Origin of the sequence: Serratia sp. CY40230, assembly GCF_052168835.1 — a bacterium.
Classification (GTDB): domain Bacteria; phylum Pseudomonadota; class Gammaproteobacteria; order Enterobacterales; family Enterobacteriaceae; genus Serratia; species Serratia nematodiphila.
The window spans coordinates 1,174,176-1,196,212 of sequence record NZ_JBJNLX010000001.1; the positions used below are offsets into that span (position 1 = coordinate 1,174,176).

The window sequence follows — 22,037 nt, forward strand, 5'->3', positions numbered from 1 at the left end:
ATTCCTTCTGCCGTGCAACTCATTCCCGATCCGCCGTCCGCCGGGGGGGCTGGCCATATAATAAGCCCATACCGCGGGAACACAGATTCACCCCGCAAATTTCAGCCAGCGGCTCACGCCCGGCAACGCACACACAGGAAGGAGACCGGCCATGAACACCAAACCGGCAAATCGCAGCTTAATCGTTCTCGGCACCATCATCTGTCAGATGGGTCTGGGCACCATCTACACCTGGAGCCTGTTCAACCAGCCGCTGGTCGACAAGTTCCACTGGGGACTGGCGGACGTCGCCACCACCTTCTCCATCACCAGCTTCTTCCTGGCTTTCGCCACGCTGTTCGCCGGCAAGCTGCAAGAACGCTTCGGCATCCGCAACCTGACGCTGTGTTCCGGCATCCTGGTCGGCCTGGGCCTGATCGCCAGCGCCCATGTCAGCTCGCTCGACATGATCTACCTGCTGGCCGGCGTGGTGGTGGGCTTTGCGGTCGGTATCGCCTACATCTCCACCCTGTCCAACCTGATTAAATGGTTCCCGGCCAACAAAGGCCTGATTTCCGGCATCTCCGTCGGCGCCTTCGGCAGCGGCAGCCTGCTGTTCAAATACGTCAACGCCGCCCTGATCGCCGACGTCGGCGTTTCCGGCGCCTTCTTCTACTGGGGTGCCATCGTGATGGGCCTGATCGTCGTCGGCTCCCTGTTGCTGAAAGAGCCGGTGCTGGCAACCAGCGCCGCACAGCCAGGCGCCAACGGTCTGGGCAACGACTTCAGCGTGCGCCAGATGCTGGCCACCAAAGAAGCTTACCTGCTGTTCACCATCTTCTTCGCCGCCTGCATGAGCGGTCTGTACCTGATTGGCATCGTGAAAGACATGGGCGTTCAGCTGGCCGGGATGGATTTGGCCACCGCCGCCAACACCGTGTCCGCCGTCGCCATCTTCAACACCGCCGGCCGCATCATCCTGGGTACGCTGTCTGATAAAGTAGGCCGTATGCGCGTCATCAGCTTCACCATGCTGGTTACCGTGCTGGCGATTGTCGCGCTGAGTTTCATGACCCTGAACCACACGCTGTTCTTCATCTGCGTTGGCGCGGTGGCCTTCTGCTTCGGCGGCAATATCACCGTGTTCCCGGCGATTGTCGGCGACTTCTTCGGCCTGAAGAACCACAGCAAGAACTACGGCATCATCTATCAGGGCTTCGGCCTGGGCGCGCTGGCCGGTTCGTTCGTCGCCAAATACTTCGGCGGCTTCCACGCCACCTTCATGGTGATTGGCGTCCTGTCTGCCGCTTCTTTGCTGATTACACTGTTCATCAAAGCGCCGAAAGCGGTGGAAATGGAAAGCGAAGAAACCGCACAGGCGGCGGAGCTGGCCAAAGCCTGATCCCCTGCGAAAACGACAAGGGGCGCAACCTGCGGGTTGCGCCCCTTTTTTATTGCCCCGCCGCGCGGCTTACAGCCGCATGCCCAGCGTCTGGCGCAGATGCGCGCCGGCCCCCAACAGGCCCGGTTGGCCATGGGTTATCATGAACACCGGAATGTCTCGCACATAGTCACGGAAACGCCCTTTGTCTTCGAAGGCGGCGCGGAAGCCCGAGGCCTTGAAGAATTCCATAAAGCGCGGCACGATGCCGCCGGCGATGTACACGCCGCCAAAGGTGCCCAGATTCAGCGCCAGGTTGCCGCCGAAGCGCCCCATGATCACGCAAAACAGCGACAGCGCACGGCGGCAGTCGATACAGCTGTCGGCCAGCGCCCGCTCGGTGATGTCCTTCGGCTCCAGTTTCTCCGGCAGGCGGTTGTCCGCCTTGACGATGGCGCGATACAGATTGACCAGGCCCGGCCCGGACAGCACGCGCTCGGCGGAAACGTGCCCCACTTCACCGCGCAGCACCTCCAGAATAATGTCTTCTTCTTCGCTGTTCGGCGCGAAATCAACATGGCCGCCCTCGCCCGGCAGGCTGACCCAGCGGCGATCGACGTGCACCAGGTGGGCGACGCCCAGCCCGGTGCCAGCGCCGTACACCGCGATCGGTTTGCCCGGCTGCGCATCGCCGCCGCCAAACTGCAGCACGTCGTCCGGCGAGAGCATCGGGATCGCCATCGAGACGGCGGTGAAATCGTTGATCACTTCCAGGTGACTCAGCCCCAGACTGGCCTGCATTTCTTTGATCGAGAACGCCCAGCTGTGATTGGTCATCGCCACCCAGTCTTCCGTCACCGGGCAGGCGATCGCGATGCAGGCGTCCTGCACCTCGATCTCGCACTCTTTCAGGTATTGGCGGATCACCGCCTCCAGGCTGTCGAACTCCAGGCCGGAATAGGTTTTCGCCTGGGTAATCTCACCCGTCGCAACAGTGCACAACGCCAGGCGGGCATTGGTGCCGCCAACATCACCCACGAGGGCATAGGTCATTGATTTCGTCTCCGCAAAATGAAAAATAAAACGCTGCCCACACTGTAAAATCCTGCTGCGAAAACAACAATCACCCGCCTCGGATCTGCACCTCAATAGCGATCCGGATCACAAAAAACGTTTCAGCTTGTCCGCTATGCCGCGATTTGAAACAAATTGCGGCAAAAAACGCCCCCCGGCGACTGTTAACCGTCATCGCCGCCGGGCAATATCAATGCGTGCCTGCGCGCCGATAGTCTGGCAAGCTGTGGCCACTGCCCAACCACCCGCTCTCCCTGCCCCGCAGGGAGGCATCGACAAGGGATTATTCATGCTGCATCCGCGCGCCAATGCCATGTTGGCCTTTGCTTTGCCTGCGCTGATTATCGGTTCCGTTTCCAGTCTGGTGCTGCTGTTGGTGATGAAAATTGCCGCCGCATTGCAGCAATTACTGTGGGTGACGCTGCCCGATGCGCTGAGCCTGGACGCCCAGTCGCCCTGGTGGCCGGTTGCGATGCTGACGCTGACCGGCGTGGCGGTCGGCCTGATCGTGCGTTATATGCCGGGTCACGCCGGGCCGGATCCGGCGACGGAATCGCTGATCGGCATGCCGCTGCCACTCTCCGCCTTGCCGGGGTTGGGGTTGGCGCTGATCGTCGGCCTGGCCGGCGGCGTCAGTCTGGGGCCGGAGAACCCGATCACCGCCATCAACATCGCACTGGTGGCGGCGGCCGGCGCGCGCCTGCTGCCGAAGGTGCCGCACATGGACTGGATCATCCTGGCGGCGGCAGGCACTATCGGCGCAATGTTCGGCACACCGGTCGCCGCCGCGCTGATCTTCTCGCAAACCCTGGCCGGCAATAACGAAACGCCGCTGTGGGATCGTCTGTTCGCCCCGCTGGTGGCTGCCGCCGCCGGCGCGGTCACCACGCAGATGTTCTTCGTGCCCAATTTCGCCCTGCAGCTCGATGCCTACGACGTGACGCGGCTGCCGGACATTTTCAGCGGCGCCATCGTGGCGCTGATCGCCATCGCGCTCGGCATGGTGGCGCTGTGGTGTTTCCCGCACGTTCACCGCCTGTTCCATTCAATGAAGAATCCGGTGTTGATGTTAGGGCTGGGCGGCTTTGTGCTGGGGCTGCTGGCGCTGTTGGGCGGAGAGATTACCCTGTTCAAGGGGCTGGATGAGATGAAACGCCTGGCGGTGGACGACAGCTATTCGGTGCCGGCGCTGTTGACCATTACCCTGACCAAGCTGGCGGCGCTGGTGATCGCCGCCGCCTGCGGTTTTCGCGGCGGGCGCATCTTCCCGGCGGTGTTCGTCGGCGCGGCGCTGGGCCTGATGCTGCATCAGCATGTTCCGGCGGTGCCGGCGGCGATCACCGTCTCCTGCGCCATCATGGGGCTGGTGCTGGTGGTGACGCGCGACGGCTGGCTGAGCCTGTTTATGGCGGTGGCGGTGGTGCCGGATCTGCACCTGCTGCCGGTGTTGTGCATCGTGATGCTGCCCGCCTGGCTGGCGCTGGCGGGCAAACCGCTGATGCTGGTAAACCGCCGGCAACCGCCGCGCGACGATTAGGCCAGCGCGAACGCCGCGGCGGCGCGGGCGTGGATTGCAGTGGTGTCGAACACCGGCACCGACGCATCCCGCTCGCTCACCAGCAAGCCTATTTCGGTGCAGCCGAAAATAATCCCCTGCGCCCCCTGCTGTTCCAGATCGCTGATAATCCGGCGATACTCGTCGCGCGAGGCGTCGCGAATTTTACCGAGGCACAGCTCGTCATAGATGATGCGGTGTACGATGTCGCGATCGGCACTGACCGGCGTCACCACGTCGATGCCGTGCAATTCCTGCAGGCGGCCGCGGTAGAAGGTCTGCTCCATGGTAAAGCGCGTGCCCAGCAGCCCGACGCGGCGAATATTTTTTTCCCGCACCTGCAGCGCCGTGGCATCGGCGATGTGAATCAGCGGCAGGCCGCTGGCCTGCTCGACCGCCTCCGCCACCTTGTGCATGGTGTTGGTGCAGATCACGATAGCTTCGGCGCCGGCGGCGCGCAAAGCCACCGCGGCGGCGGCCAACAGCCGGCCGGCGCCGTCCCAATCGCCCTGGTGCTGCAAGCGCTCAATCTCCTGGAAATCGACGCTGTAGAGCACGATTTTGGCCGAATGCAGCCCGCCAAGGCGCGCCTTTACCTGCTCGTTGATGGTGCGGTAATACGGAATGGTGGATTCCCAGCTCATGCCGCCCAGCAAGCCCAACACTTTCATCCTTCGTTCCTCAGCATTTCCGACGATCCTCTGACCTTACCTGAGAATCGTCGGTCTGACGACGCCTTATTTGGCGCCGGAATTGATCGGCTGGCGCGCCTCGAACCAGCGCTGACGCAGCATGTCGTACAGCCAGTTATAGGCCATGGTGTACGGCAGGAAGAACAGGAAGAAACCGATTTCCAGCATAAACGCCTGCGTCCAGGAGATGCTCAGCATCCAGGCGGCGATCGGCACGCCGATCAGGATAAAACCGGCTTCAAAGCCGACGGCGTGCAGCGCACGCACCTTCAGGTTACGCACCACCCGGCTGACCGGCCACAGGCGGTCGAACACCGTGTTGTAAACCATGTTCCACAGCATCGCGACGGTGGAGAGCATTACCGCCAACGCACCGACCTGCACCATTGAACGGTTCAGCAGCCACGCGCCCAGCGGGGCGCAAACCATCACGGCGATGACCTCGAAACCGACGGCGTGGACGATACGTTCAATGAGAGACTTATTTTGCAGTTGCATACATCACCTTTTTTTCAACAGTTGTTGCGAAAGCCAGGTGATTATCATCGCTTTTTTGGGTAGATTAAAAATAGGTTCCATCGATAAAGTAGATAGATCATGCACTATTCCCCGGAAGCGTTGCACGCGTTTGTCGAAGCCGCCGCCCTCGGCTCGTTTTCCGCCGCCGCGCGCAAACTGCGCAAAAGCCAATCCACCATCAGCACCGCCATCGCCAATCTGGAGGCGGACCTGGCGCTGACCCTGTTCGATCGCGGCGCGCGCCAGCCGGTGCTCACCGCTGCCGGCCGCAAAGTGCTGGGACATGTGCAGGCGATCCTGGCCGCCAGCGAACGCCTCGACGCCCTGAGCATTCAGTTGGCGGGCGAGGTTGAACCGCGCCTGAGCATGGTGTTTTCCGATACCTACCAGCCCAAGCATCACGATCGGTTGATGCAACTGTTCGAACAGCGCTACCCGGAGATTGAGCTGGAATGGATGATCGCTGAGGAAGGCGACGTTATCGATCTGCTGCAAAGCGGCCGCGCGCACTTGGGCATGGTGGAAGTGCAAAAAAGTTATCCGCCGGATATCGCCTTCTCCCGGCTGCCTGAGCAGACCGAAATGGGGCTGTTCGTCGCCCATCAGCATCCGCTGGCGCAGGTCGCTGCGCCGACGCCGGAGCAATTGTCCAGCACCCGCCAGTTGATCCTGAACACCTACACCGGCGCCGAGGCGGCCAGACAGGGTGGCCTGGTCTGGTCGGCGCCCAGCTATCTGCTGTTGCTGGAGATGGCGGAACAGGGATTCGGTTGGGCGGTGTTGCCGCACTGGCTGGTGCAGCAATACGGCCACGACAGACTCACTCAACTGCGGCCGCGCGGCTGGCCCAAACTGATTTCGGTGGATGCGGTCTGGTCCAAACTGACCCCGCCGGGCCCGGCGGGGTTCTGGATGCTGGAGCGCCTGCTGGGCGACACCCTGCCTTAAGCGGCGGCGTTGCGCGCCTGAATGGCGCGAGAGACGGTATCGAGGAGTTCCGGAATGTCCATCTTCGGCAGCATCACTTCGATGAAGGCCAGCCGCTCGTCGTCCGCTACCTCGCGCAGCGCCTGACGCAATCCGTCCGGATCGCTGACCCGCAACGCCTTCACCGGCCGATCACCGGCCAACGCCATCGGCAACTGCGTCCAGTTCCAGCGCGCGATGTCGTTATAACTTTGCTCAGGCCCGTGGATCGCGCGCTCAACGGTATACCCCTGATTGTTCAACACGAAGATCACCGGTTTAAGCCCGTCGCGCAGCATCGATCCCAGTTCCTGCACGGTTAACTGCGCGGCACCGTCGCCGATCAGCAATACTGCCCGGCGCTGCGGTTCGGCAGTCTGCACGCCGAACGTCGCCGGCAGGGTATAGCCGATCGATCCCCAGAGCGACTGCACGATCAGGCGGCAGCCACGCGGTAACGTCAGCGCCGCCGCGCCGAAACAGGCGGTGCCCTGATCGGCCAGCACGATATCCCCCGGCCGCAGGAAATCCTGTACTTGCCGCCAGAAGGCGTGCTGATCCAGCCCTTCCCCATCGCCTTCCGGCAGCGCCGGGCGGACGATCGGCGGCAACGGCCAATGCGACGCCAGCGACAGGCTCAGGCGGTGCAATGCCTGCACCGCCTCGCGCATCGGAATGCGGCTAAAGCGCTGCCGCCCGACCCAGGCTTCGAACGGTTGAATATCGATGCATTTTTCCACCGGCAGATGATGCGTGAACCCCGCGGTAATGGTGTCGGTCAAGCGTACGCCGACGTTGATCACCACATCAGCGTTTTCGATCAATTGTTTCACCGCCGGATCGCTGGCGCCGCCGCAGTAGGTACCAACGAAACCGGCGCGATTCTCGTCCAGCAGCCCCTTGCCGAGCAACAGCGTCGCGTGCGGCATATCGACCTCCTGCAGCCACTCGTCCAGCGCCGCTTCGGCGCCGAAGCGATCGGCCAGGAAGTCCGCCAGCAGCGACACCCGCCGTGCCGACAGCAGCTTTTCGCGCGCCGCGGCGATAAACGCCTGCAATGCGCTCTGCGACAGTTTGGCCTGGCGCAGCATCAGCGGCGCCGGTTTACTCGGCAGCGGCGCCTGCGCGACGTCGCTGGGCAACATCAGGTAAACCGGGCGATGCTCCAGCAAGGCGGCGCCGATCAGGCGGTCTATCTCCAGCGCGGCGTTGTCGGCGGTCAGGTCGGCCTGCGCGACGGTCACCTCTTTGGCTATCCGGGCGAAATGAGTGAAGTCGCCATCCCCCAGCGAATGATGCAGCAAATCACCGGCGCGCTGGGCGCGCTGCGCCGGCGTGCCAACCACGTGGATCACCGGCAGGTATTCGGCGTAGCTGCCGGCCACCCCGTTCAACGCGCTCAGCTCCCCCACGCCGAAGGTGGTGAGCAGCGCGGCCGCCGGTTTGCAGCGCGCATAGCCGTCAGCCGCATAGGCGGCGTTCAACTCGTTGGCGCAGCCTACCCAGGTGATTTGCGGATGCGCGAGGACGTGATCGAGAAATTGCAGGTTGTAATCCCCCGGCACGCCGAAGAAATGACGGATGCCGATTTGGGCCAGACGATCGAGCAGATAATCGGCCACCGTATAGGTCTGAGTCATGATCATCACCTGTCTGCAGCTGAAGCGATTATCTTAATTATCGAAGATGCCGTTCAAATTTCGAACAATCATCCCGGCATCGAACGGCAACCTGGCGTTACATGCCGGCGTCGTGATCGCTCCCGCGGCAACGCGGTGTGGAAACGTATACACTCAAAGCACTTCACCTCTCGCCGACAAGGATAACTATGTCTTACCCAGCCTCCCCCTCGCGTTATCAAGCTATGGAATACCGGCGCTGTGGCCGCAGCGGGCTGAAGCTGCCCGCCGTCTCACTCGGCCTGTGGCACAACTTCGGCGACGCCACTTTGTACGATAACGCCCGCGGCCTGATCCGCTGCGCCTTCGATCGCGGCATTACCCATTTCGATCTGGCCAATAACTACGGCCCGCCGCCCGGCGCCGCCGAGGAGAACTTTGGCCGCATTCTCAACGCCGATCTGCGGGCCTGGCGCGATGAGCTGATCGTCTCCTCCAAAGCCGGTTACACCATGTGGCCCGGCCCCTACGGTGATTGGGGCTCGAAAAAGTACCTGGTCGCCAGCCTCGATCAGAGCCTGAGGCGCATGGGGTTGGAGTATGTGGATATCTTTTATCATCATCGGCCGGATCCGGACACGCCGCTGGAAGAAACCATGGCGGCGCTGGATCTGCTGGTGCGCCAGGGCAAAGCGCTGTATGTCGGCCTGTCCAACTACCCGGCCGAGCGCGCGCGACAGGCCTTCGACATTCTGCAGCAGCTCGGCACGCCGTGCGTGATCCATCAACCGAAGTATTCGATGTTGGAACGCGGGCCGGAAACGGCGTTGCTGGATACGCTGGAGGAACATGGCGTCGGATCTATCGCCTTCTCGCCGCTGGCGGGCGGCCTGCTGACCGATCGCTACCTGCACGGCATCCCGCAAGATTCCCGCGCCGCCAGCGGCAGCCGCTTCCTGCAGCCGGAGCAGCTGACCGCCGAGCGACTGGACAAGGTGCGCCGCCTCGATGCGCTGGCGCGGCAACGCGGGCAGAAGCTGTCGCAGATGGCGCTGGCCTGGGTGCTGCGCGGCGATCGCGTGACCTCAGTGCTGATCGGCGCCAGCAAGAATGCGCAGATAGAAGACGCGGTGGGCATGCTGGCCAATCGTCACTTCAGTGAAGAAGAGCTCGCGCAGATCGAGAACATCTTATTGTAATCGTTTACAAATTCCGCCGTTCAATCGAGCGGCGATACTCCAGAAAAATCTCAAATCTTAACTTCCTGCATCATTTTCAGAGTGGCTCTCAGATTCAACCCTATATGCCGGCGCTATGATGCCGATATTGCAGCAAAAATAACGATAAGGCCGCTTTTAAACTGATGAACGCGCTTCATAAAGTGACAAACGGCCAGGCCGCGCAAGCGGGAAGGAGAAACCATGTTTAAACCTCTGCTCTTGGCCGCCATTTTGGCGGCGACGGTACTGCCCGCCGCACAGCAGGCGCATGCCGAAGGGATCAGCATCGATCTGATGCCGGGCGTTTCATTGCGCATCGGCGATCAGGATAACCGCGGCCGCTATTGGGATGGTTACGATTGGCGGGATCGCGACTGGTGGCAAGGCCATCAGGGCCGTTATCTCGGCGACCGCAGCCGTCGCGGTTACTACTGGGACGGTTATCGCTGGCGCGATGGCGACTACTGGCGTAAACACTATTACTACCATGAAGGACGCTATCGTAAATACGACAAACACTACGATAAGCACCACTGGAAGAAAGAGAAAAAGCACCATCACGATCATGACCGCGATCGCTGGCGCCGCCACGGCGATGACGACCGCGATTAACGACGACGGGCCGGCGCAACGCCGGCCCGCACTGTTTTCGCTTACAGCACGCTGCCGATCAGCAGGTAGCCGTTCAATCCCACCACCACCAGTACGATCAGCTTGCCCAGATTTTGCACCAGCGGGCCGTTGACCATTTCCCCCATCAGCGCCCGATTGCCGGTGAAAGCCAGCAGCGGCACCAGCGCCAGCGCAATGCCGAAGCTGAGCAGCACCTGGCTCAGCACCAGAATGCGCGTCGCATCCATCCCCAACATGATGACGATAAACGACGGCAGCATGGTCACCGCGCGCCGCAGCCACAGCGGAATATGGAAACGCACGAACCCCTGCATCACCACCTGCCCCGCCAGCGTGCCCACCACGGTAGAAGAGAGGCCGGCGGCCACCAGGCTCAGGCCGAACACGGTGGCGGCGGCGTGCCCGAGCAGCGGTTGCAGCGTCAGGTAAGCCACGTCAAGATCGGCGATGCCGCTGTGGCCGCTGAAATGAAACGCGGCGGCGGCGGTGGCCATCATCGCCAGATTAACGAAACCGGCGATGGTCATAGCCACGGCGACGTCGACTTTGGTGGCGGCATAGCGTTCCGCCTTGTCGTGCTCGCCGCCGATTTGGGTGAGCGACGAATGCAGATAGATCACGTGCGGCATGATGGTGGCGCCCAATACCCCGGCAGCCAGGAATACCGCATCGCCATTAGGCAAATCGGGCAGCGCCATCCCCTTCAGCAGCGGCGCCAACTGCGGCTGGGAGAACGCCAGCTCGACGATGTAAGCGGCGGCGACGAACAACAACAGCCCGCCGATCACCAGCTCCAGCGGCTTTTGCCCGCGTTTTTGCAGCATCAGAATTAAAAAGGTGGCGATGCCGGTCAGCACTGCGCCCTGCAACAGAGAGACACCGAGCAGCAGCTTGAAGCCGATCGCCGCGCCGATAAACTCAGCCAGATCGGTCGCCATGGCGATGATCTCCGCCTGTACCCAATAGGCCCACACCGCCGGCCGCGGAAAGCGATCGCGAATATGCTCGGCCAGATTTTTTCCGGTGGCGATGCCCAGCTTGGCGGACAACAGCTGGATCAGCATCGCCATCACGTTGGCCCAAACCACCACCCACAGCAGGCTGTAGCCGAATGAGGCGCCGGCCTGGATATTGGTGGCGAAGTTGCCGGGATCGATATAGCCGATAGCGGCGATGAAGGCGGGCCCCATGAGCGAGAGTTTGATTTTTCTGGCGGAGCGACCGGAGGTGGTTTCAACCACGCGACTGTTCAGCATATGTTGAACCCTTACTGAAATTACGTTTATCTCCACTCTATATAAATGATAATAATTATCAAGCGCATTTAGAGCGGTAAAACTTATCTCTGTAATAGCCAACATTAACGGTTTTATCGAAGGGTTCAGCGCGGAGCTTGCCGATTTCCGTGCTTTTCTGATGGGATTTTGGCTGCAATACCCCTGAAAGACAGGTTAGCACAAGAATACGAATTTCCTATTGCTGCTTTAACATCTTGATTTTTTATGCTTTTGCGCAACACTTTAGGAGAACTCCCACTATGATTTTCCATATTTGCAATAGAAGTCTCGTTTTTAAACGTAGCGTTACATAAAATGACAGCCGAAATTCAGCCTGCCTCAAATTTGGAGCAAACATGTCCCATATTGCGCACTTTGCGTTGGCGATAGTGGTGGTAGCGATCCTGGCCCTGTTGGTGTGCCGCGATCGTAAAAGCATCCGCATTCGCTATGTTATTCAACTACTGGTTATCGAAGTACTGCTGGCCTACTTTTTCCTGCATTCGGAAGCGGGTTTGGGCTTCGTAAAAGGATTCGCCGCGCTGTTTGACAAACTGCTCGGGTTTGCGGGACAAGGGACTGATTTCGTGTTCGGCGGCATGGGCGACAAAGGCCTGGCGTTCTTCTTCCTGAAGGTGCTGTGCCCGATCGTCTTCATTTCGGCGCTGATCGGTATTCTGCAGTACATCAAGGTGCTGCCGTTCATCATCCGCATTATCGGTACCGTGCTGTCGAAAGTGAACGGCATGGGCAAGCTGGAGTCGTTCAACGCCGTCAGCTCGCTGATCCTGGGCCAATCCGAAAACTTCATCGCCTACAAGGATATCCTGGGCAAGATGTCGGAAAAGCGCATGTACACCATGGCGGCGACCGCGATGTCTACGGTTTCCATGTCCATCGTCGGCGCCTATATGACCATGCTGGACGCCAAATTCGTGGTGGCGGCGCTGGTATTGAACATGTTCAGCACCTTTATCGTGCTGTCGCTGGTTAACCCGTACGACACCAATAAAGAAGAAGAGCTGCACCTCGGCAACCTGCACGAAGGCCAGAGCTTCTTTGAAATGCTGGGTGAATACATCCTGGCGGGCTTCAAAGTAGCGATTATCGTCGCCGCGATGCTGATTGGCTTCATCGCCCTGATCGCCGCGCTCAACGGTGTGTTCAGCGCCATTTTCGGCCTGAGCTTCCAGGAAATCCTCGGTTACTTCTTCTATCCGTTCGCCTGGATCATGGGCATTCCTAAGCACGAAGCCCTGCAGGTTGGCAGCATCATGGCCACCAAGCTGGTTTCCAACGAATTCGTGGCCATGATGGAACTGCAGAAAGTCTCTGCCGAGCTGTCGCCGCGCAGCCTGGGGATCCTGTCGGTGTTCCTGGTGTCCTTCGCCAACTTCTCTTCCATCGGCATCGTGGCCGGTGCGATTAAGGGCCTGAACGAACACCAGGGCAACGTGGTGTCCCGCTTCGGTCTGAAGCTGGTCTACGGCTCTACGCTGGTCAGCATCCTGTCCGCTTCCATCGCGGGTCTGGTGCTGGGCTAAGCCTCGAACCGACTGCGATAACAAGGCGCCTGCGGGCGCCTTTTTTATTGGCCGGCATTCGGCGAAGGTTAAATGACGCAAAGCAAAAAGCCGACCCTAAGGTCGGCTTTTTAAATGGTGGTGGAGCTAGACGGGATCGAACCGTCGACCTCTTGCATGCCATGCAAGCGCTCTCCCAGCTGAGCTATAGCCCCACAAAAGTGGTACGCTTTGACCGGCGTTACGGTATCCTCAACCTTTCTGAGAAGAAGGTTGGTGGAGCTAGACGGGATCGAACCGTCGACCTCTTGCATGCCATGCAAGCGCTCTCCCAGCTGAGCTATAGCCCCGTTCCACAATCACTTTGTGCTGTGAACGGGGCGCATAATATGAAACCCGCTCAAAGCTGTCAACGGCTAAATTGAATTACTGAATCAAGCGTTGAAAAAGCCGCCAAATCAGCATCTTTGGCGCCAAAAAATCATCACTTTGCGCAGAGTTCATCCATTTTGCGCGCTACATCTCAAAATGGCGAAAGACCCTGCATATCACGTTGATTTTTAATTAACAGAATGTTAGCGAAATGCGCTTGAGTCGGACTCCCGAGCGGCATAGACTGCCCGCGCCATAAACTTCATTACTATAAACCGAGTCCGTCATGTCTTTGCATTCACCAAAAGAAATCGCCGCCCTCGCCGTTCAGGCCGGGGTAAACAAAAGCCGCGCCCCGCTCGCTAATCTGCTGATTCTGGGCTTTCTCGCCGGCGCCTTTATCGCCACCGGCTTCCTGCTGGATATTCACGTCATCGGCACCCTGCCGGCCGAATGGGGCTCTTTCGGCGCGCTGTTGGGCGCCGCGGTGTTCCCGATCGGCCTGATCCTGACCATTCTGGCCGGCGGCGAACTGCTGACCGGCAACATGATGACCTTGCCAATGGCCTGGTTCGCTCGTGAAATCCCCGCCATCGCCGTGCTGCGCAACTGGTTTTGGGTCACCTTGGCCAACCTGGCCGGCAGCGTGGCCGTCGCCTACTTTTTCGGCCACCTGCTGGGCCTGACCGAAGGCGCGTTTTTGCATAAGACGCTGGCGATCGCGCAGGCCAAAGTGGATGCGGACTTCCTGCACGCCTTCATCTCCGGCGTCGGCTGCAACTGGCTGGTGTGCCTAGCGGTGTGGTTAGCCTTCGCCAGCAAGGATGTGCCGGGCAAAGTGATCGGCATGTGGTTCCCGGTCATGGCTTTTGTCGCCATCGGTTTCCAGCACGTGGTGGCGAACATGTTCATCATCCCGGCGGCCATCTTCGCCGGCGGCATGGGCTGGGAGCAATACCTGCCTAATTTCGTCGCGGTATTTCTCGGCAATGCGCTGGGCGGCGCCGGCTTTGTCGGGCTGATGTATTTCCTCGCCTATCGCCCCGGTTTGCCGACCAGCGAACACGCCTGACAACCGCCATGAAAAAAGCCCCGGGATTGCTCCTCGGGGCTTTTGCTTTATGGCGTAGCAGCGAATCAGGCTTGCGCTTCGCGCTCGGCGATATAAGCCAGCGCCATGTCGATGCGCTGCAGCGAACGCTTCTGGCCGATCGCATGCACGGTCACGTCCATGCCCGGCGACTGGCCGGCGCCGGTCACCGCGACGCGCAGCGGCATGCCGACTTTGCCCATGCCAACACCCAGCTCATCCGCCGTGCCCTGAATGGCGTCATGCACGTTTTCCGGCGTCCAGACGGTGATGGCGGCCAGCTTGGCGCGCACCGCTTCCAGCGGCTGACGCGCAACCGGACGCAGGTGTTTCTTGGCGGCGTCGGCGTCGAACTCGCTGAAGTCTTCGTAGAAGTAACGGCAAGACTCCGCCATCTCTTTCAGCGTCTTGCAGCGCTCGCCCAGCAGCTTGACGATGTCCTTCAGTTCCGGCCCGTTGCGGGTTTCAATGCCCAGTTGCTCAACGTGCCATGCCAGATGCACCGCCACTTCTTCCGCCGGCATATGGTTGATGTAGTGATGGTTGAGCCACTGCAGCTTCTCGGTGTTGAAGGCGCTGGCGGATTTGTTGATCGCTTCCAGCGTGAAGAACTCTTTCATCTCGTCGATGGAGAAGATCTCCTGATCGCCGTGGGACCAGCCCAGACGCACCAGGTAGTTCAGCAGCGCCTGCGGCAAATAGCCGTCGTCGCGGTACTGCATCACGCCCACGGCGCCGTGACGTTTGGACAGTTTTTTACCGTCGTCGCCGAGGATCATCGACACGTGCGCGTATTCCGGCACCGGCGCGCCCAGCGCTTTGAGAATGTTGATCTGGCGCGGGGTGTTGTTGATGTGGTCTTCACCGCGGATCACATGGGTGATTTCCATGTCCCAGTCATCGACGACGACGCAGAAGTTATAGGTTGGCGAACCGTCGGTGCGGCGGATGATCAGATCGTCCAGCTCCTGGTTGCTGAATTCGATCGGGCCGCGAATTTTATCGTCGAAGATCACCGACCCTTCCTGCGGGTTGCGGAAGCGCACCACGTGCGGCTCGTCGTCGGTGTGGCTGCACTGGCTGTCGCGGCAGTGGCCGTCGTAACGCGGCTTTTCGCCATTTTCCATCTGCTTCTCGCGCAGCGCTTCCAGACGTTCCCTGGAGCAATAGCATTTATAGGCCGAGCCCTGCTCCAGCATCTCATCGATGACCGCGTTGTAGCGATCGAAACGCTTGGTCTGGAAATACGGGCCTTCATCCCAATCCAGGTTCAACCAGTTCATGCCATCCATAATTGCGTCGATCGCGTCCTGGGTAGAACGTTCCAGATCGGTATCTTCGATACGCAGAACGAACTCACCGCCCGCATGGCGGCTGAACAACCAGGAATAAAGTGCGGTACGCGCGCCGCCGACGTGAAGATAGCCGGTCGGGCTCGGTGCAAAACGGGTTTTGATTTTCATTGGGTTCACTGCCTTATTACGCAATGCGTGTCGGCGGTTGCCGACGATTGCTCGGAATTGAAAAAAGAGTGGACGACATTGTATCACCACGCGCTAATTCCTCAACGCCGACACGATATTGCACCGGTCGATTTCGCGCGTTTTGCGGCGAGTTTCGCATAGCATCGCGCAAAGAATCGGCGCTGCTGGCGATTATTATCGCGCCCTGCCTAAATTTGCGGCGAACGATTGAAATCATTTTAAAAACCGTTGACTCACTTTGAACTATCCCTATAATGCGACTCCAACAAGACGGGGCGATTAGCTCAGTTGGTAGAGCATCTCCTTTACACGGAGGGGGTCGGCGGTTCGAGCCCGTCATCGCCCACCATCTTGTTGAGAAAAAATGAGAACGAATGAGGGTGATTAGCTCAGTTGGTAGAGCATCTCCTTTACACGGAGGGGGTCGGCGGTTCGAGCCCGTCATCACCCACCATCATTCTCTCATTTAGCAGTAACCTGGAAGTCCTGAAGTGGGTGATTAGCTCAGTTGGTAGAGCATCTCCTTTACACGGAGGGGGTCGGCGGTTCGAGCCCGTCATCACCCACCACTTCTGCGGGTCGTTAGCTCAGTTGGTAGAGCAGTTGACTTTTAATCAATTGGTCGCAGGTTCGAATCCTGCACGACCCACCAATTCAGAAAAAAGCGCCTTTTGGCGCTTTTTTCGTTTCTGTCACTCAGTTTCCTCCGCTTCTTCTTTCTATTCTTTCCTTCACCACGCGCTGAGATACGAATGGTTATCATTTTGGCGGCTTGAATGGTAAATTAGCCGGCATCCACCACGCAGCCAATCCTCAACCGGATTGATACGCCTTAGTTCAAGGAAAGAAAGAGCCCGCTCATGACCCTATCCTTACGCCAGCTGTTCATTGCATTTATCGCCACTTCCAGCCTGTTGCTCAGCGGCTGCGGCCCGGACGACAAGAGCGACGGGCAGAAACCGTCCGCCCCCGCAGCCGACGGCAGTTGGCCGCGCACCATCGACAGCGTCAAAGGGAAATTCACGCTGGAAAAACCGCCGCAGCGCATCGTGTCCACCAGCGTCACCATCACCGGCACGCTGTTGGCTATAGACGCCCCGGTGGTCGCCAGCGCCGCCACCAGCCCAAATCCCCTGGTGGCCGATAAACAAGGTTTCTTTACCCAGTGGAGCGAGGTGGCCAAACAGCGCCACGTCGAGCGGCTGTACCAGGTGGAGCCCAATGCCGAAGCCGTCGCCGCCGCCGCGCCGGATTTGATCGTCGTCGCCGCGACCGGCGGTGATTCGGCGTTGAAACTGTATGACCAGCTGTCCGCCATTGCGCCGACGCTGGTGCTCGATTACGGCGACAAAAGCTGGCAACAGCTGGCCAGCGAGCTCGGCGAGATCACCGGTCACGAAGCCGGCGCCAAACAGGCGGAAGATCGTTTCGAGCAGCGCGTGGAGCAAGTGAAACAGGCGATCGCGCTGCCGCCGCAGCCCACCACTCCGCTGGTGTATGCCGACAACGGCCGCGAGGCCATGCTGTGGACGCCGGGTTCCGCCCAGGGCAAACTGCTGACCCAGCTCGGCTTCCAACTGGCCACCCCGCCGGAAAGCGCCAAAGGCAACACCAGCATGGGTAAACGCCATGACATCATCCAGATCTCCGGCGAAAAAATGGCCGAAGGTCTGAATGGCAAAACCCTGATCCTGTTCGCCACCAATGAGCGCAAAGTGCAAGAGGTGCTGACCAACCCGTTCCTCAAACATCTGGAGCCGGTGGAACAGCGGCACGTCTACGCCGTCGGCAACGACACCTTCCGCCTCGATTACTACAGCGCCACCAACATGCTGAATCAAATCGAACGGTTGTTCAAAAAGCCCTGAATCACGCCGTCGGCAGGTCAGCCCCCTGCCGACACTTTCCGCAAGCAGGGCGAACGTTCACATTCAATCAATTGAAATATCAATAGTTATTAACATCGTCAACGCACCTTTGCCACCAACCGGCGGGTGCATGCGGGCGTAAACTCGTGCTACTATTGCCCCCCGCATGAACGCAAATAACAATGAGAATAAAAATCATACAGGAGTTACCGGTGTGAACGTACCCACTCCGACTGAGCGGACGCTTTCGTCCGCACCGCACGCAGCTTACGCCAGTGGCTTCAAACGCATCGCCGGGTTCGGTATCGGTTTGGCGCTGTTGCTGCTGTGCATCATGGCCAGCCTGATGCTGGGTTCCAAAGCCATCCCCTTCCATACCGTCTGGCTCAGCCTGCAGGGCGTCGCGAGCGGTTCCGACAGCACCATCATTCTCAATGCCCGGGTGCCCCGTACGCTGGCGGGCATCCTGGCCGGCATGGCGCTCGGCGCCGCCGGCGCGCTGATTCAGGCGCTGACGCGCAACCCGCTGGCCGATCCCGGCGTGCTCGGCATCAACGCCGGCGCCAGCTTCGCCGTGGTCATCGGCATCATGTTTTTCGGCGCCGCCACCACCGAAAGCTACATGGCCTACGCCTTTGCCGGCGCTGCCCTCACCACCCTGCTGGTCTACCTGATCGGCACGCTGGCGGGCGGGCGCATCAACCCGGTGCGGCTGACGCTGGCCGGCGTGGCGATCGGCGCGGTGCTGCTCGGCATCACCACCGGGCTGTCGCTGATCGATCCGCAAACCTTCGACCAACTGCGCTTCTGGCAGGCCGGCACGCTGGATATCCGCACGCTGTCCACGCTGCCGGTGACCGCCCCCGCCATTTTGCTCGGCTGCCTGCTGACGCTGCTCATCGCCCGGCCGCTGAATACCATCGGTATGGGGGAAGATCTGGCTATCGCACTCGGCGCGCGCGTGGTGCTGACTCAGGTAATCGCGGTGATCGCCATCACGCTGCTGTGCGGCGCGGCAACCGCCACCGTCGGCCCAATCAGTTTCATCGGCCTGATGGTGCCGCATATCGCCCGCTGGTGGGTCGGCCCCGACCAGCGCTGGATCCTGCCCTACTCCATGCTGCTGGCGCCGATTTTACTGCTGTGCGCCGACGTGGTCGGCCGCTTGCTGGCGGCCGGTGAACTGCGGGTTTCCATCGTGGCGGCCTTCATCGGCGCGCCGGTACTGATCTGTCTGGTGCGCCGCAAGAAAACGCTGGGGGGTCTGTGATGAGTCTGCCGCATACGCTGCATATCGGCCGCCCGGACGGCGTCATCAACGGGCGCCTGCCGCTGCGCCTGCTGTTGGTCAACCTTTCACTGTTGGCGCTGTGTCTGGCGATGGCCGTCGCCGCCCTGTGCTACGGCACGCTGCAACTTTCGCTGGAGCAGGTTTTTGCCGCGCTGACCGGCGAGGCGCCGAAAAACCTGGTGACCGTGGTCACCCAATGGCGCTTGCCGCGCATCGCCATGGCGCTGTTGTTAGGCGCCGCGCTCGGCATGAGCGGCGCCATTTTCCAGTCAATTATCCGCAACCCGCTCGGCAGCCCGGACGTGATCGGCTTTAACATGGGGGCTTACACCGGCGCGCTGATCGCCATCACCCTGTTCAACGGCGGCTACTATTACATCGCCGGCGGCGCGCTGGCCGGCGGCATTCTCGCCGCGCTGGCCATCTATCTGCTGGCCTGGCGGCAAGGCATCGCCGGCTTCCGGTTGATCATCGTCGGCATCGCCATCAGCGCGGTGCTGGTCTCCACCAACACCTGGCTGATCATCACCGCTTCGCTCGAGCGCGCCATGGACGCCGCCATGTGGCAGGCCGGTTCGCTCAACGGCATGACCTGGCAAAAAGCCCAGCCCGCCACGGCGTTCATCGTGCTGGCGGCCGCGGCCGCGCTGCTGATGGGCAAACGGCTGCAGCTGCTGGAAATGGGCGATGACACGGCGCGCGCGCTGGGCGTTAACGCCGAAGGCAGCCGGCTGTGGCTGATGCTGTTCGGCGTTACCCTCACCGCCGCCGTCACCGCCACCGCCGGGCCGATTTCCTTTATCGCGCTGGCGGCGCCGCAGATCGCCCGTCGCCTCGCCGGCCAATCCTCGGTCACCCTGACCTCCTCGGCGCTGATGGGCGCGGCGTTGCTGCTCGGCGCCGACGTGGTGTCCCAACATCTTTTCGCGCCGATCCAACTGCCGGTCGGGGTTGTGACCGTCTGCATCGGCGGCCTGTACCTGATTTGGCTGCTCATCCGAGAGGCCCGCAGATAATGAAGAGTGATAATGCCATGAGCCACCGCCTGCACGCCTCGCACCTGAAGCTGGGCTACGACAATAAAACCATCGCTGACGATCTGAGCGTGGCGATCCCCGACGGCGCCTTCACGGTGATTGTCGGGCCGAACGCCTGCGGCAAATCGACGCTGTTGCGCGCCCTGTGCCGCCTGCTGAAACCCAGCGCCGGCGAGGTGATGCTGGACGGCAAGAACATCAGCAGCTTCGCCACCAAGGCGCTGGCGCGCGAGCTTGGGCTGCTGCCGCAAACTTCGATCGCGCCGGACAGCATCACCGTGGCGGACCTGGTGTCGCGCGGCCGCTATCCGCACCAAAGCCTGCTGAAACAGTGGACGCAGGCCGACAAACAGGCGGTGGAAGCCGCCATGGCGGCCACCAACGTCAGCCAGCTGGCGGATCGCAGCGTCGACGAGCTGTCCGGCGGGCAGCGTCAGCGCGTCTGGGTGGCGATGGCGCTGGCGCAGCAAACCCCGCTGCTGCTGCTGGATGAGCCGACCACCTATCTGGACATCGCGCACCAGATCGAGCTGCTGGATCTGTTCCGCCAGCTCAACCGCGAGCGCGGTCAAACCCTGATCGCGGTGCTGCACGATCTCAACCACGCCTGCCGCTATGCCGACCACATCATCGCCATGCGCGACGGCAAGATCGTGGCGGAAGGGAAACCGGCGGAGATCATCACCGCCGAACTGGTGGAGCGGGTGTTCGGCATGCCGTGCATGATCATCGACGATCCGCTGTCCCACACGCCGCTGGTGATCCCGCGCGGCCGCTACCACTGCGACGCGCCGCAGGCATGAAAAAGGCCGGGTTAACCCGGCCTCTTGGTTATTTCTCCAGCGACACCTGTTTGAAGATGTGTTTGCCGAACGGGTCTATCTCGTAGCCTTTCACTTCCTTGCGCACCGGTTCGAAGATGGTCGAGTGCGCGATCATCAGCGCCGGCATCTGATCGTGCATCACCACCTGCGCCTGCTGATACATCGCCACCCGTTTGGCGTGATCGTTCTCCTCGCGCGCCTGCAGGATCAGCTGGTCGAACGGTTTGTAGCACCATTTCGCCGAGTTGGAGCCGCCGAGCGAAGCGCAGGTGAACAGCGGGCCGAAGAAGTTGTCCGGATCGCCGTTGGCGGTGGTCCAGCCCATCAGCGCGGTCTGGTGCTCGCCGTTTTTAATCCGCTGCAAATACTCGCCCCACTCGAAGGTGACGATTTTGGCCCGCACGCCGATCTTGGCCCAGTCGGCCTGGATCATCTCCGCCATGCGCTTGGCGTTGGGGTTATAGGGCCGCTGCACCGGCATCGCCCACAGATCGATATCGAACCCCTGCCCCAGCCCGGCCTCCTGCAGCAGCTGCTTCGCCCGTTCCGGCGAATACGGATAATCTTCAAGCTGCGCGTTGCTGCCCCATTGGGTCGGCGGCAGCAGATTCTTGGCCGGCTGGCCGGCACCGTGGAACACCGCGTCGATGATCGCCGGCTTGTTGACAGCCAGCGCCAACGCCTGGCGCACCTTGACGTTATCCAACGGCTTCTTCTGGGTGTTGAACGCCAGGAAGCCGATATTCAGGCCGGATTTTTCCATCACCTGCAGGTTGCCGTCCTGCCGCATGCGCGCCAGATCCGCAGGGTTGGGGAACGGCATCACCTGGCACTCGTTCTTTTGCAGTTTAGCGTAACGCACCGTCGCATCCGGCGTGATCGAGAACACCAGCCGATCGATCTTCGGTTTGCCTTCCCAGTAGCGGTCGAACGCCTTGTAGAGGATTTTTGCGTCCTTCTGGTACTGCACCAGCTGGAACGGCCCGGTGCCGATCGGATCGTTGTCCACCCGCTGCGGCGTGCCGGCCTTCAGCATCGCGTCGGCATATTCCGCCGATAAAATGGTGGCAAAATACATGCCCAGATCGGCAACGAACGGCGCCTCGGCGCGGGAGAGCTCAAAGCGCACGGTGTGGTCATCCACCTTGACGATCCGGTCAATCAGCGTACCGAACTCCATCGACTCGAAGTTGGTGTAGGCACCGTTGGAGACCTTGTGATACGGGTTGTTGGCGTCCTTCTGGCGCATAAACGAGAAGATGACGTCATCCGCGTTGAAATCGCGGGTGGGGGTAAAATATTTATTGCTCTGGAATGCCACGCCCTTGCGCAGGTGGAAGGTATAGCGCTTGCCGTCTTCGCTGACCTCCCAGCTTTCCGCCAGGCTGGGTTGCAGCTCGACGGTACCGGGTTTGAAATCCACCAGCCGGTTGTAGATCGCCGCCGAGCTGGCATCCACCGTGGTGCCGGAGGTGAACAGCTGCGGGTTGAAGCCTTCCGGCGAGCCTTCAGAACAGTAGACCAGCGTATTGGCCCGCGCGCTGCCGGCAATCGCCAACGCCAGCAGCCCGATCGTTATTGCTTTTCTTTTCATTGCGCTATCCCCAGTGGTGAAAAAACAGCCCAACGGATA

General features: G+C 60.7%; 18 protein-coding genes and 6 tRNA genes. 15 read left to right on the forward strand and 9 right to left on the reverse strand.

The window, feature by feature from the left end:
* Positions 1-151 precede the first annotated feature (151 nt).
* Positions 152-1,381: an L-lactate MFS transporter gene (locus ACJ8IJ_RS05545; protein WP_004936347.1), complete on the forward strand. Its 1,230-nt coding sequence runs from the start codon at positions 152-154 to the stop codon at positions 1,379-1,381.
* 69 nt (positions 1,382-1,450) lie between these two features.
* Here the strand turns inward: ACJ8IJ_RS05545 and glk are convergent, their stop codons facing one another.
* Entirely contained in the window at positions 1,451-2,413 is a 963-nt protein-coding gene (gene glk, locus ACJ8IJ_RS05550; RefSeq protein WP_197753410.1) for a glucokinase, read from the reverse strand.
* 310 nt (positions 2,414-2,723) lie between these two features.
* On the opposite strand from glk, the gene ACJ8IJ_RS05555 reads away from it, so the two are divergent.
* Positions 2,724-3,971, forward strand: a complete 1,248-nt coding sequence (locus ACJ8IJ_RS05555) for an ion channel protein (RefSeq protein WP_306377601.1) — start codon at positions 2,724-2,726, stop codon at positions 3,969-3,971.
* Here ACJ8IJ_RS05555 and ACJ8IJ_RS05560 read toward each other — a convergent pair.
* Positions 3,968-4,660, reverse strand: a complete 693-nt coding sequence (locus ACJ8IJ_RS05560; protein WP_044030750.1) for an aspartate/glutamate racemase family protein — start codon at positions 4,658-4,660, stop codon at positions 3,968-3,970. The two genes, ACJ8IJ_RS05555 and ACJ8IJ_RS05560, sit on opposite strands and share 4 nt — an antisense overlap.
* A gap of 66 nt (positions 4,661-4,726) precedes the next feature.
* Positions 4,727-5,179 carry a multidrug/biocide efflux PACE transporter gene (locus ACJ8IJ_RS05565; protein ID WP_160125672.1) on the reverse strand — a complete coding sequence of 151 codons (453 nt, stop codon included), beginning with the start codon at positions 5,177-5,179 and terminating at the stop codon, positions 4,727-4,729.
* A 99-nt stretch (positions 5,180-5,278) separates the two neighbouring features.
* Between ACJ8IJ_RS05565 and ACJ8IJ_RS05570 the strand changes: the two genes are divergently transcribed.
* The gene (locus tag ACJ8IJ_RS05570; protein WP_031300563.1) at positions 5,279-6,148 is read left to right on the forward strand and encodes a LysR family transcriptional regulator; all 870 of its coding nucleotides are present in this window, start codon (positions 5,279-5,281) and stop codon (positions 6,146-6,148) included.
* Here the strand turns inward: ACJ8IJ_RS05570 and ACJ8IJ_RS05575 are convergent.
* Positions 6,145-7,806, reverse strand: a complete 1,662-nt coding sequence (locus ACJ8IJ_RS05575) for an alpha-keto acid decarboxylase family protein (protein WP_442518342.1) — start codon at positions 7,804-7,806, stop codon at positions 6,145-6,147. The genes ACJ8IJ_RS05570 and ACJ8IJ_RS05575 overlap by 4 nt on opposite strands.
* 188 nt (positions 7,807-7,994) lie before the next feature.
* On the opposite strand from ACJ8IJ_RS05575, the gene mgrA reads away from it, so the two are divergent.
* Both mgrA and ACJ8IJ_RS05585 read left to right on the forward strand, forming a co-directional pair.
* Entirely contained in the window at positions 7,995-8,984 is a 990-nt protein-coding gene (gene mgrA / locus ACJ8IJ_RS05580) for an L-glyceraldehyde 3-phosphate reductase (protein WP_306377884.1), read from the forward strand.
* 222 nt (positions 8,985-9,206) lie between these two features.
* Positions 9,207-9,617 (forward strand): DUF2502 domain-containing protein, encoded by a 411-nt coding sequence (locus tag ACJ8IJ_RS05585; RefSeq protein WP_004936369.1) that lies wholly within the window; start codon positions 9,207-9,209, stop codon positions 9,615-9,617.
* 41 nt (positions 9,618-9,658) lie between these two features.
* Here the strand turns inward: ACJ8IJ_RS05585 and ACJ8IJ_RS05590 are convergent, their stop codons facing one another.
* On the reverse strand, positions 9,659-10,894 hold the full coding sequence (locus tag ACJ8IJ_RS05590) for an Nramp family divalent metal transporter (RefSeq protein WP_004936371.1): 1,236 nt from the start codon (positions 10,892-10,894) through the stop codon (positions 9,659-9,661).
* A 377-nt stretch (positions 10,895-11,271) separates the two neighbouring features.
* Between ACJ8IJ_RS05590 and ACJ8IJ_RS05595 the strand changes: the two genes are divergently transcribed.
* Positions 11,272-12,459 (forward strand): NupC/NupG family nucleoside CNT transporter, encoded by a 1,188-nt coding sequence (locus tag ACJ8IJ_RS05595; RefSeq protein ID WP_004936373.1) that lies wholly within the window; start codon positions 11,272-11,274, stop codon positions 12,457-12,459.
* Between the two features lie 118 nt (positions 12,460-12,577).
* On the opposite strand, the gene ACJ8IJ_RS05600 is transcribed toward ACJ8IJ_RS05595, so the two are convergent.
* Together ACJ8IJ_RS05600 and ACJ8IJ_RS05605 are read right to left on the reverse strand one after the other, a co-directional pair.
* Positions 12,578-12,653 (reverse strand) — tRNA-Ala (locus ACJ8IJ_RS05600).
* Positions 12,654-12,712: 59 nt separating this feature from the next.
* Positions 12,713-12,788 (reverse strand) — tRNA-Ala (locus ACJ8IJ_RS05605).
* 308 nt (positions 12,789-13,096) lie between these two features.
* On the opposite strand from ACJ8IJ_RS05605, the gene ACJ8IJ_RS05610 reads away from it, so the two are divergent.
* Positions 13,097-13,882 (forward strand): formate/nitrite transporter family protein, encoded by a 786-nt coding sequence (locus tag ACJ8IJ_RS05610; RefSeq protein WP_004936376.1) that lies wholly within the window; start codon positions 13,097-13,099, stop codon positions 13,880-13,882.
* Between the two features lie 65 nt (positions 13,883-13,947).
* Here the strand turns inward: ACJ8IJ_RS05610 and gltX are convergent, their stop codons facing one another.
* Positions 13,948-15,363, reverse strand: coding sequence for a glutamate--tRNA ligase (gene gltX, locus ACJ8IJ_RS05615; RefSeq protein ID WP_280631337.1), 1,416 nt, complete (start codon positions 15,361-15,363; stop codon positions 13,948-13,950).
* Between the two features lie 294 nt (positions 15,364-15,657).
* Between gltX and ACJ8IJ_RS05620 the strand changes: the two genes are divergently transcribed.
* From ACJ8IJ_RS05620 to ACJ8IJ_RS05655, 8 genes are all read left to right on the forward strand, one after another.
* Positions 15,658-15,733, forward strand: a tRNA-Val gene (locus ACJ8IJ_RS05620).
* Positions 15,734-15,762: 29 nt separating this feature from the next.
* Positions 15,763-15,838: transfer RNA gene (locus tag ACJ8IJ_RS05625), tRNA-Val, on the forward strand.
* Positions 15,839-15,877: 39 nt separating this feature from the next.
* A tRNA-Val gene (locus ACJ8IJ_RS05630) sits at positions 15,878-15,953 on the forward strand.
* Between the two features lie 7 nt (positions 15,954-15,960).
* Positions 15,961-16,036, forward strand: a tRNA-Lys gene (locus ACJ8IJ_RS05635).
* Between the two features lie 208 nt (positions 16,037-16,244).
* A complete protein-coding gene (fepB, locus tag ACJ8IJ_RS05640) occupies positions 16,245-17,252 on the forward strand; it encodes a Fe2+-enterobactin ABC transporter substrate-binding protein (protein ID WP_004936399.1) in 1,008 nt (335 codons plus the stop codon).
* Positions 17,253-17,466: 214 nt separating this feature from the next.
* On the forward strand, positions 17,467-18,522 hold the full coding sequence (gene fepD / locus ACJ8IJ_RS05645) for a Fe(3+)-siderophore ABC transporter permease (RefSeq protein WP_004936402.1): 1,056 nt from the start codon (positions 17,467-17,469) through the stop codon (positions 18,520-18,522).
* The gene (gene fepG, locus ACJ8IJ_RS05650; protein WP_004936405.1) at positions 18,522-19,559 is read left to right on the forward strand and encodes an iron-enterobactin ABC transporter permease; all 1,038 of its coding nucleotides are present in this window, start codon (positions 18,522-18,524) and stop codon (positions 19,557-19,559) included. The genes fepD and fepG overlap by 1 nt, the downstream gene beginning before the upstream one ends.
* Before the next feature lie 17 nt (positions 19,560-19,576).
* Positions 19,577-20,383, forward strand: coding sequence for an ABC transporter ATP-binding protein (locus ACJ8IJ_RS05655; RefSeq protein ID WP_442518398.1), 807 nt, complete (start codon positions 19,577-19,579; stop codon positions 20,381-20,383).
* A gap of 28 nt (positions 20,384-20,411) precedes the next feature.
* On the opposite strand, the gene ACJ8IJ_RS05660 is transcribed toward ACJ8IJ_RS05655, so the two are convergent.
* Positions 20,412-21,998: an ABC transporter substrate-binding protein gene (locus ACJ8IJ_RS05660; RefSeq protein WP_442518343.1), complete on the reverse strand. Its 1,587-nt coding sequence runs from the start codon at positions 21,996-21,998 to the stop codon at positions 20,412-20,414.
* Positions 21,999-22,037: the final 39 nt, after the last annotated feature.

What these genes read in the sequence shown, in the direction of transcription:
- ACJ8IJ_RS05545 (WP_004936347.1), top strand. Translation starts at nt 152, where the DNA reads ATGAACACCAAACCGGCAAATCGCAGCTTAATCGTTCTCGGCACCATC.
- glk (WP_197753410.1), bottom strand. Translation starts at nt 2,413, where the DNA reads ATGACCTATGCCCTCGTGGGTGATGTTGGCGGCACCAATGCCCGCCTG.
- ACJ8IJ_RS05555 (WP_306377601.1), top strand. Translation starts at nt 2,724, where the DNA reads ATGCTGCATCCGCGCGCCAATGCCATGTTGGCCTTTGCTTTGCCTGCG.
- ACJ8IJ_RS05560 (WP_044030750.1), bottom strand. Translation starts at nt 4,660, where the DNA reads ATGAAAGTGTTGGGCTTGCTGGGCGGCATGAGCTGGGAATCCACCATT.
- ACJ8IJ_RS05565 (WP_160125672.1), bottom strand. Translation starts at nt 5,179, where the DNA reads ATGCAACTGCAAAATAAGTCTCTCATTGAACGTATCGTCCACGCCGTC.
- ACJ8IJ_RS05570 (WP_031300563.1), top strand. Translation starts at nt 5,279, where the DNA reads ATGCACTATTCCCCGGAAGCGTTGCACGCGTTTGTCGAAGCCGCCGCC.
- ACJ8IJ_RS05575 (WP_442518342.1), bottom strand. Translation starts at nt 7,806, where the DNA reads ATGACTCAGACCTATACGGTGGCCGATTATCTGCTCGATCGTCTGGCC.
- mgrA (WP_306377884.1), top strand. Translation starts at nt 7,995, where the DNA reads ATGTCTTACCCAGCCTCCCCCTCGCGTTATCAAGCTATGGAATACCGG.
- ACJ8IJ_RS05585 (WP_004936369.1), top strand. Translation starts at nt 9,207, where the DNA reads ATGTTTAAACCTCTGCTCTTGGCCGCCATTTTGGCGGCGACGGTACTG.
- ACJ8IJ_RS05590 (WP_004936371.1), bottom strand. Translation starts at nt 10,894, where the DNA reads ATGCTGAACAGTCGCGTGGTTGAAACCACCTCCGGTCGCTCCGCCAGA.
- ACJ8IJ_RS05595 (WP_004936373.1), top strand. Translation starts at nt 11,272, where the DNA reads ATGTCCCATATTGCGCACTTTGCGTTGGCGATAGTGGTGGTAGCGATC.
- ACJ8IJ_RS05610 (WP_004936376.1), top strand. Translation starts at nt 13,097, where the DNA reads ATGTCTTTGCATTCACCAAAAGAAATCGCCGCCCTCGCCGTTCAGGCC.
- gltX (WP_280631337.1), bottom strand. Translation starts at nt 15,363, where the DNA reads ATGAAAATCAAAACCCGTTTTGCACCGAGCCCGACCGGCTATCTTCAC.
- fepB (WP_004936399.1), top strand. Translation starts at nt 16,245, where the DNA reads ATGACCCTATCCTTACGCCAGCTGTTCATTGCATTTATCGCCACTTCC.
- fepG (WP_004936405.1), top strand. Translation starts at nt 18,522, where the DNA reads ATGAGTCTGCCGCATACGCTGCATATCGGCCGCCCGGACGGCGTCATC.
- ACJ8IJ_RS05655 (WP_442518398.1), top strand. Translation starts at nt 19,577, where the DNA reads ATGAGCCACCGCCTGCACGCCTCGCACCTGAAGCTGGGCTACGACAAT.
- ACJ8IJ_RS05660 (WP_442518343.1), bottom strand. Translation starts at nt 21,998, where the DNA reads ATGAAAAGAAAAGCAATAACGATCGGGCTGCTGGCGTTGGCGATTGCC.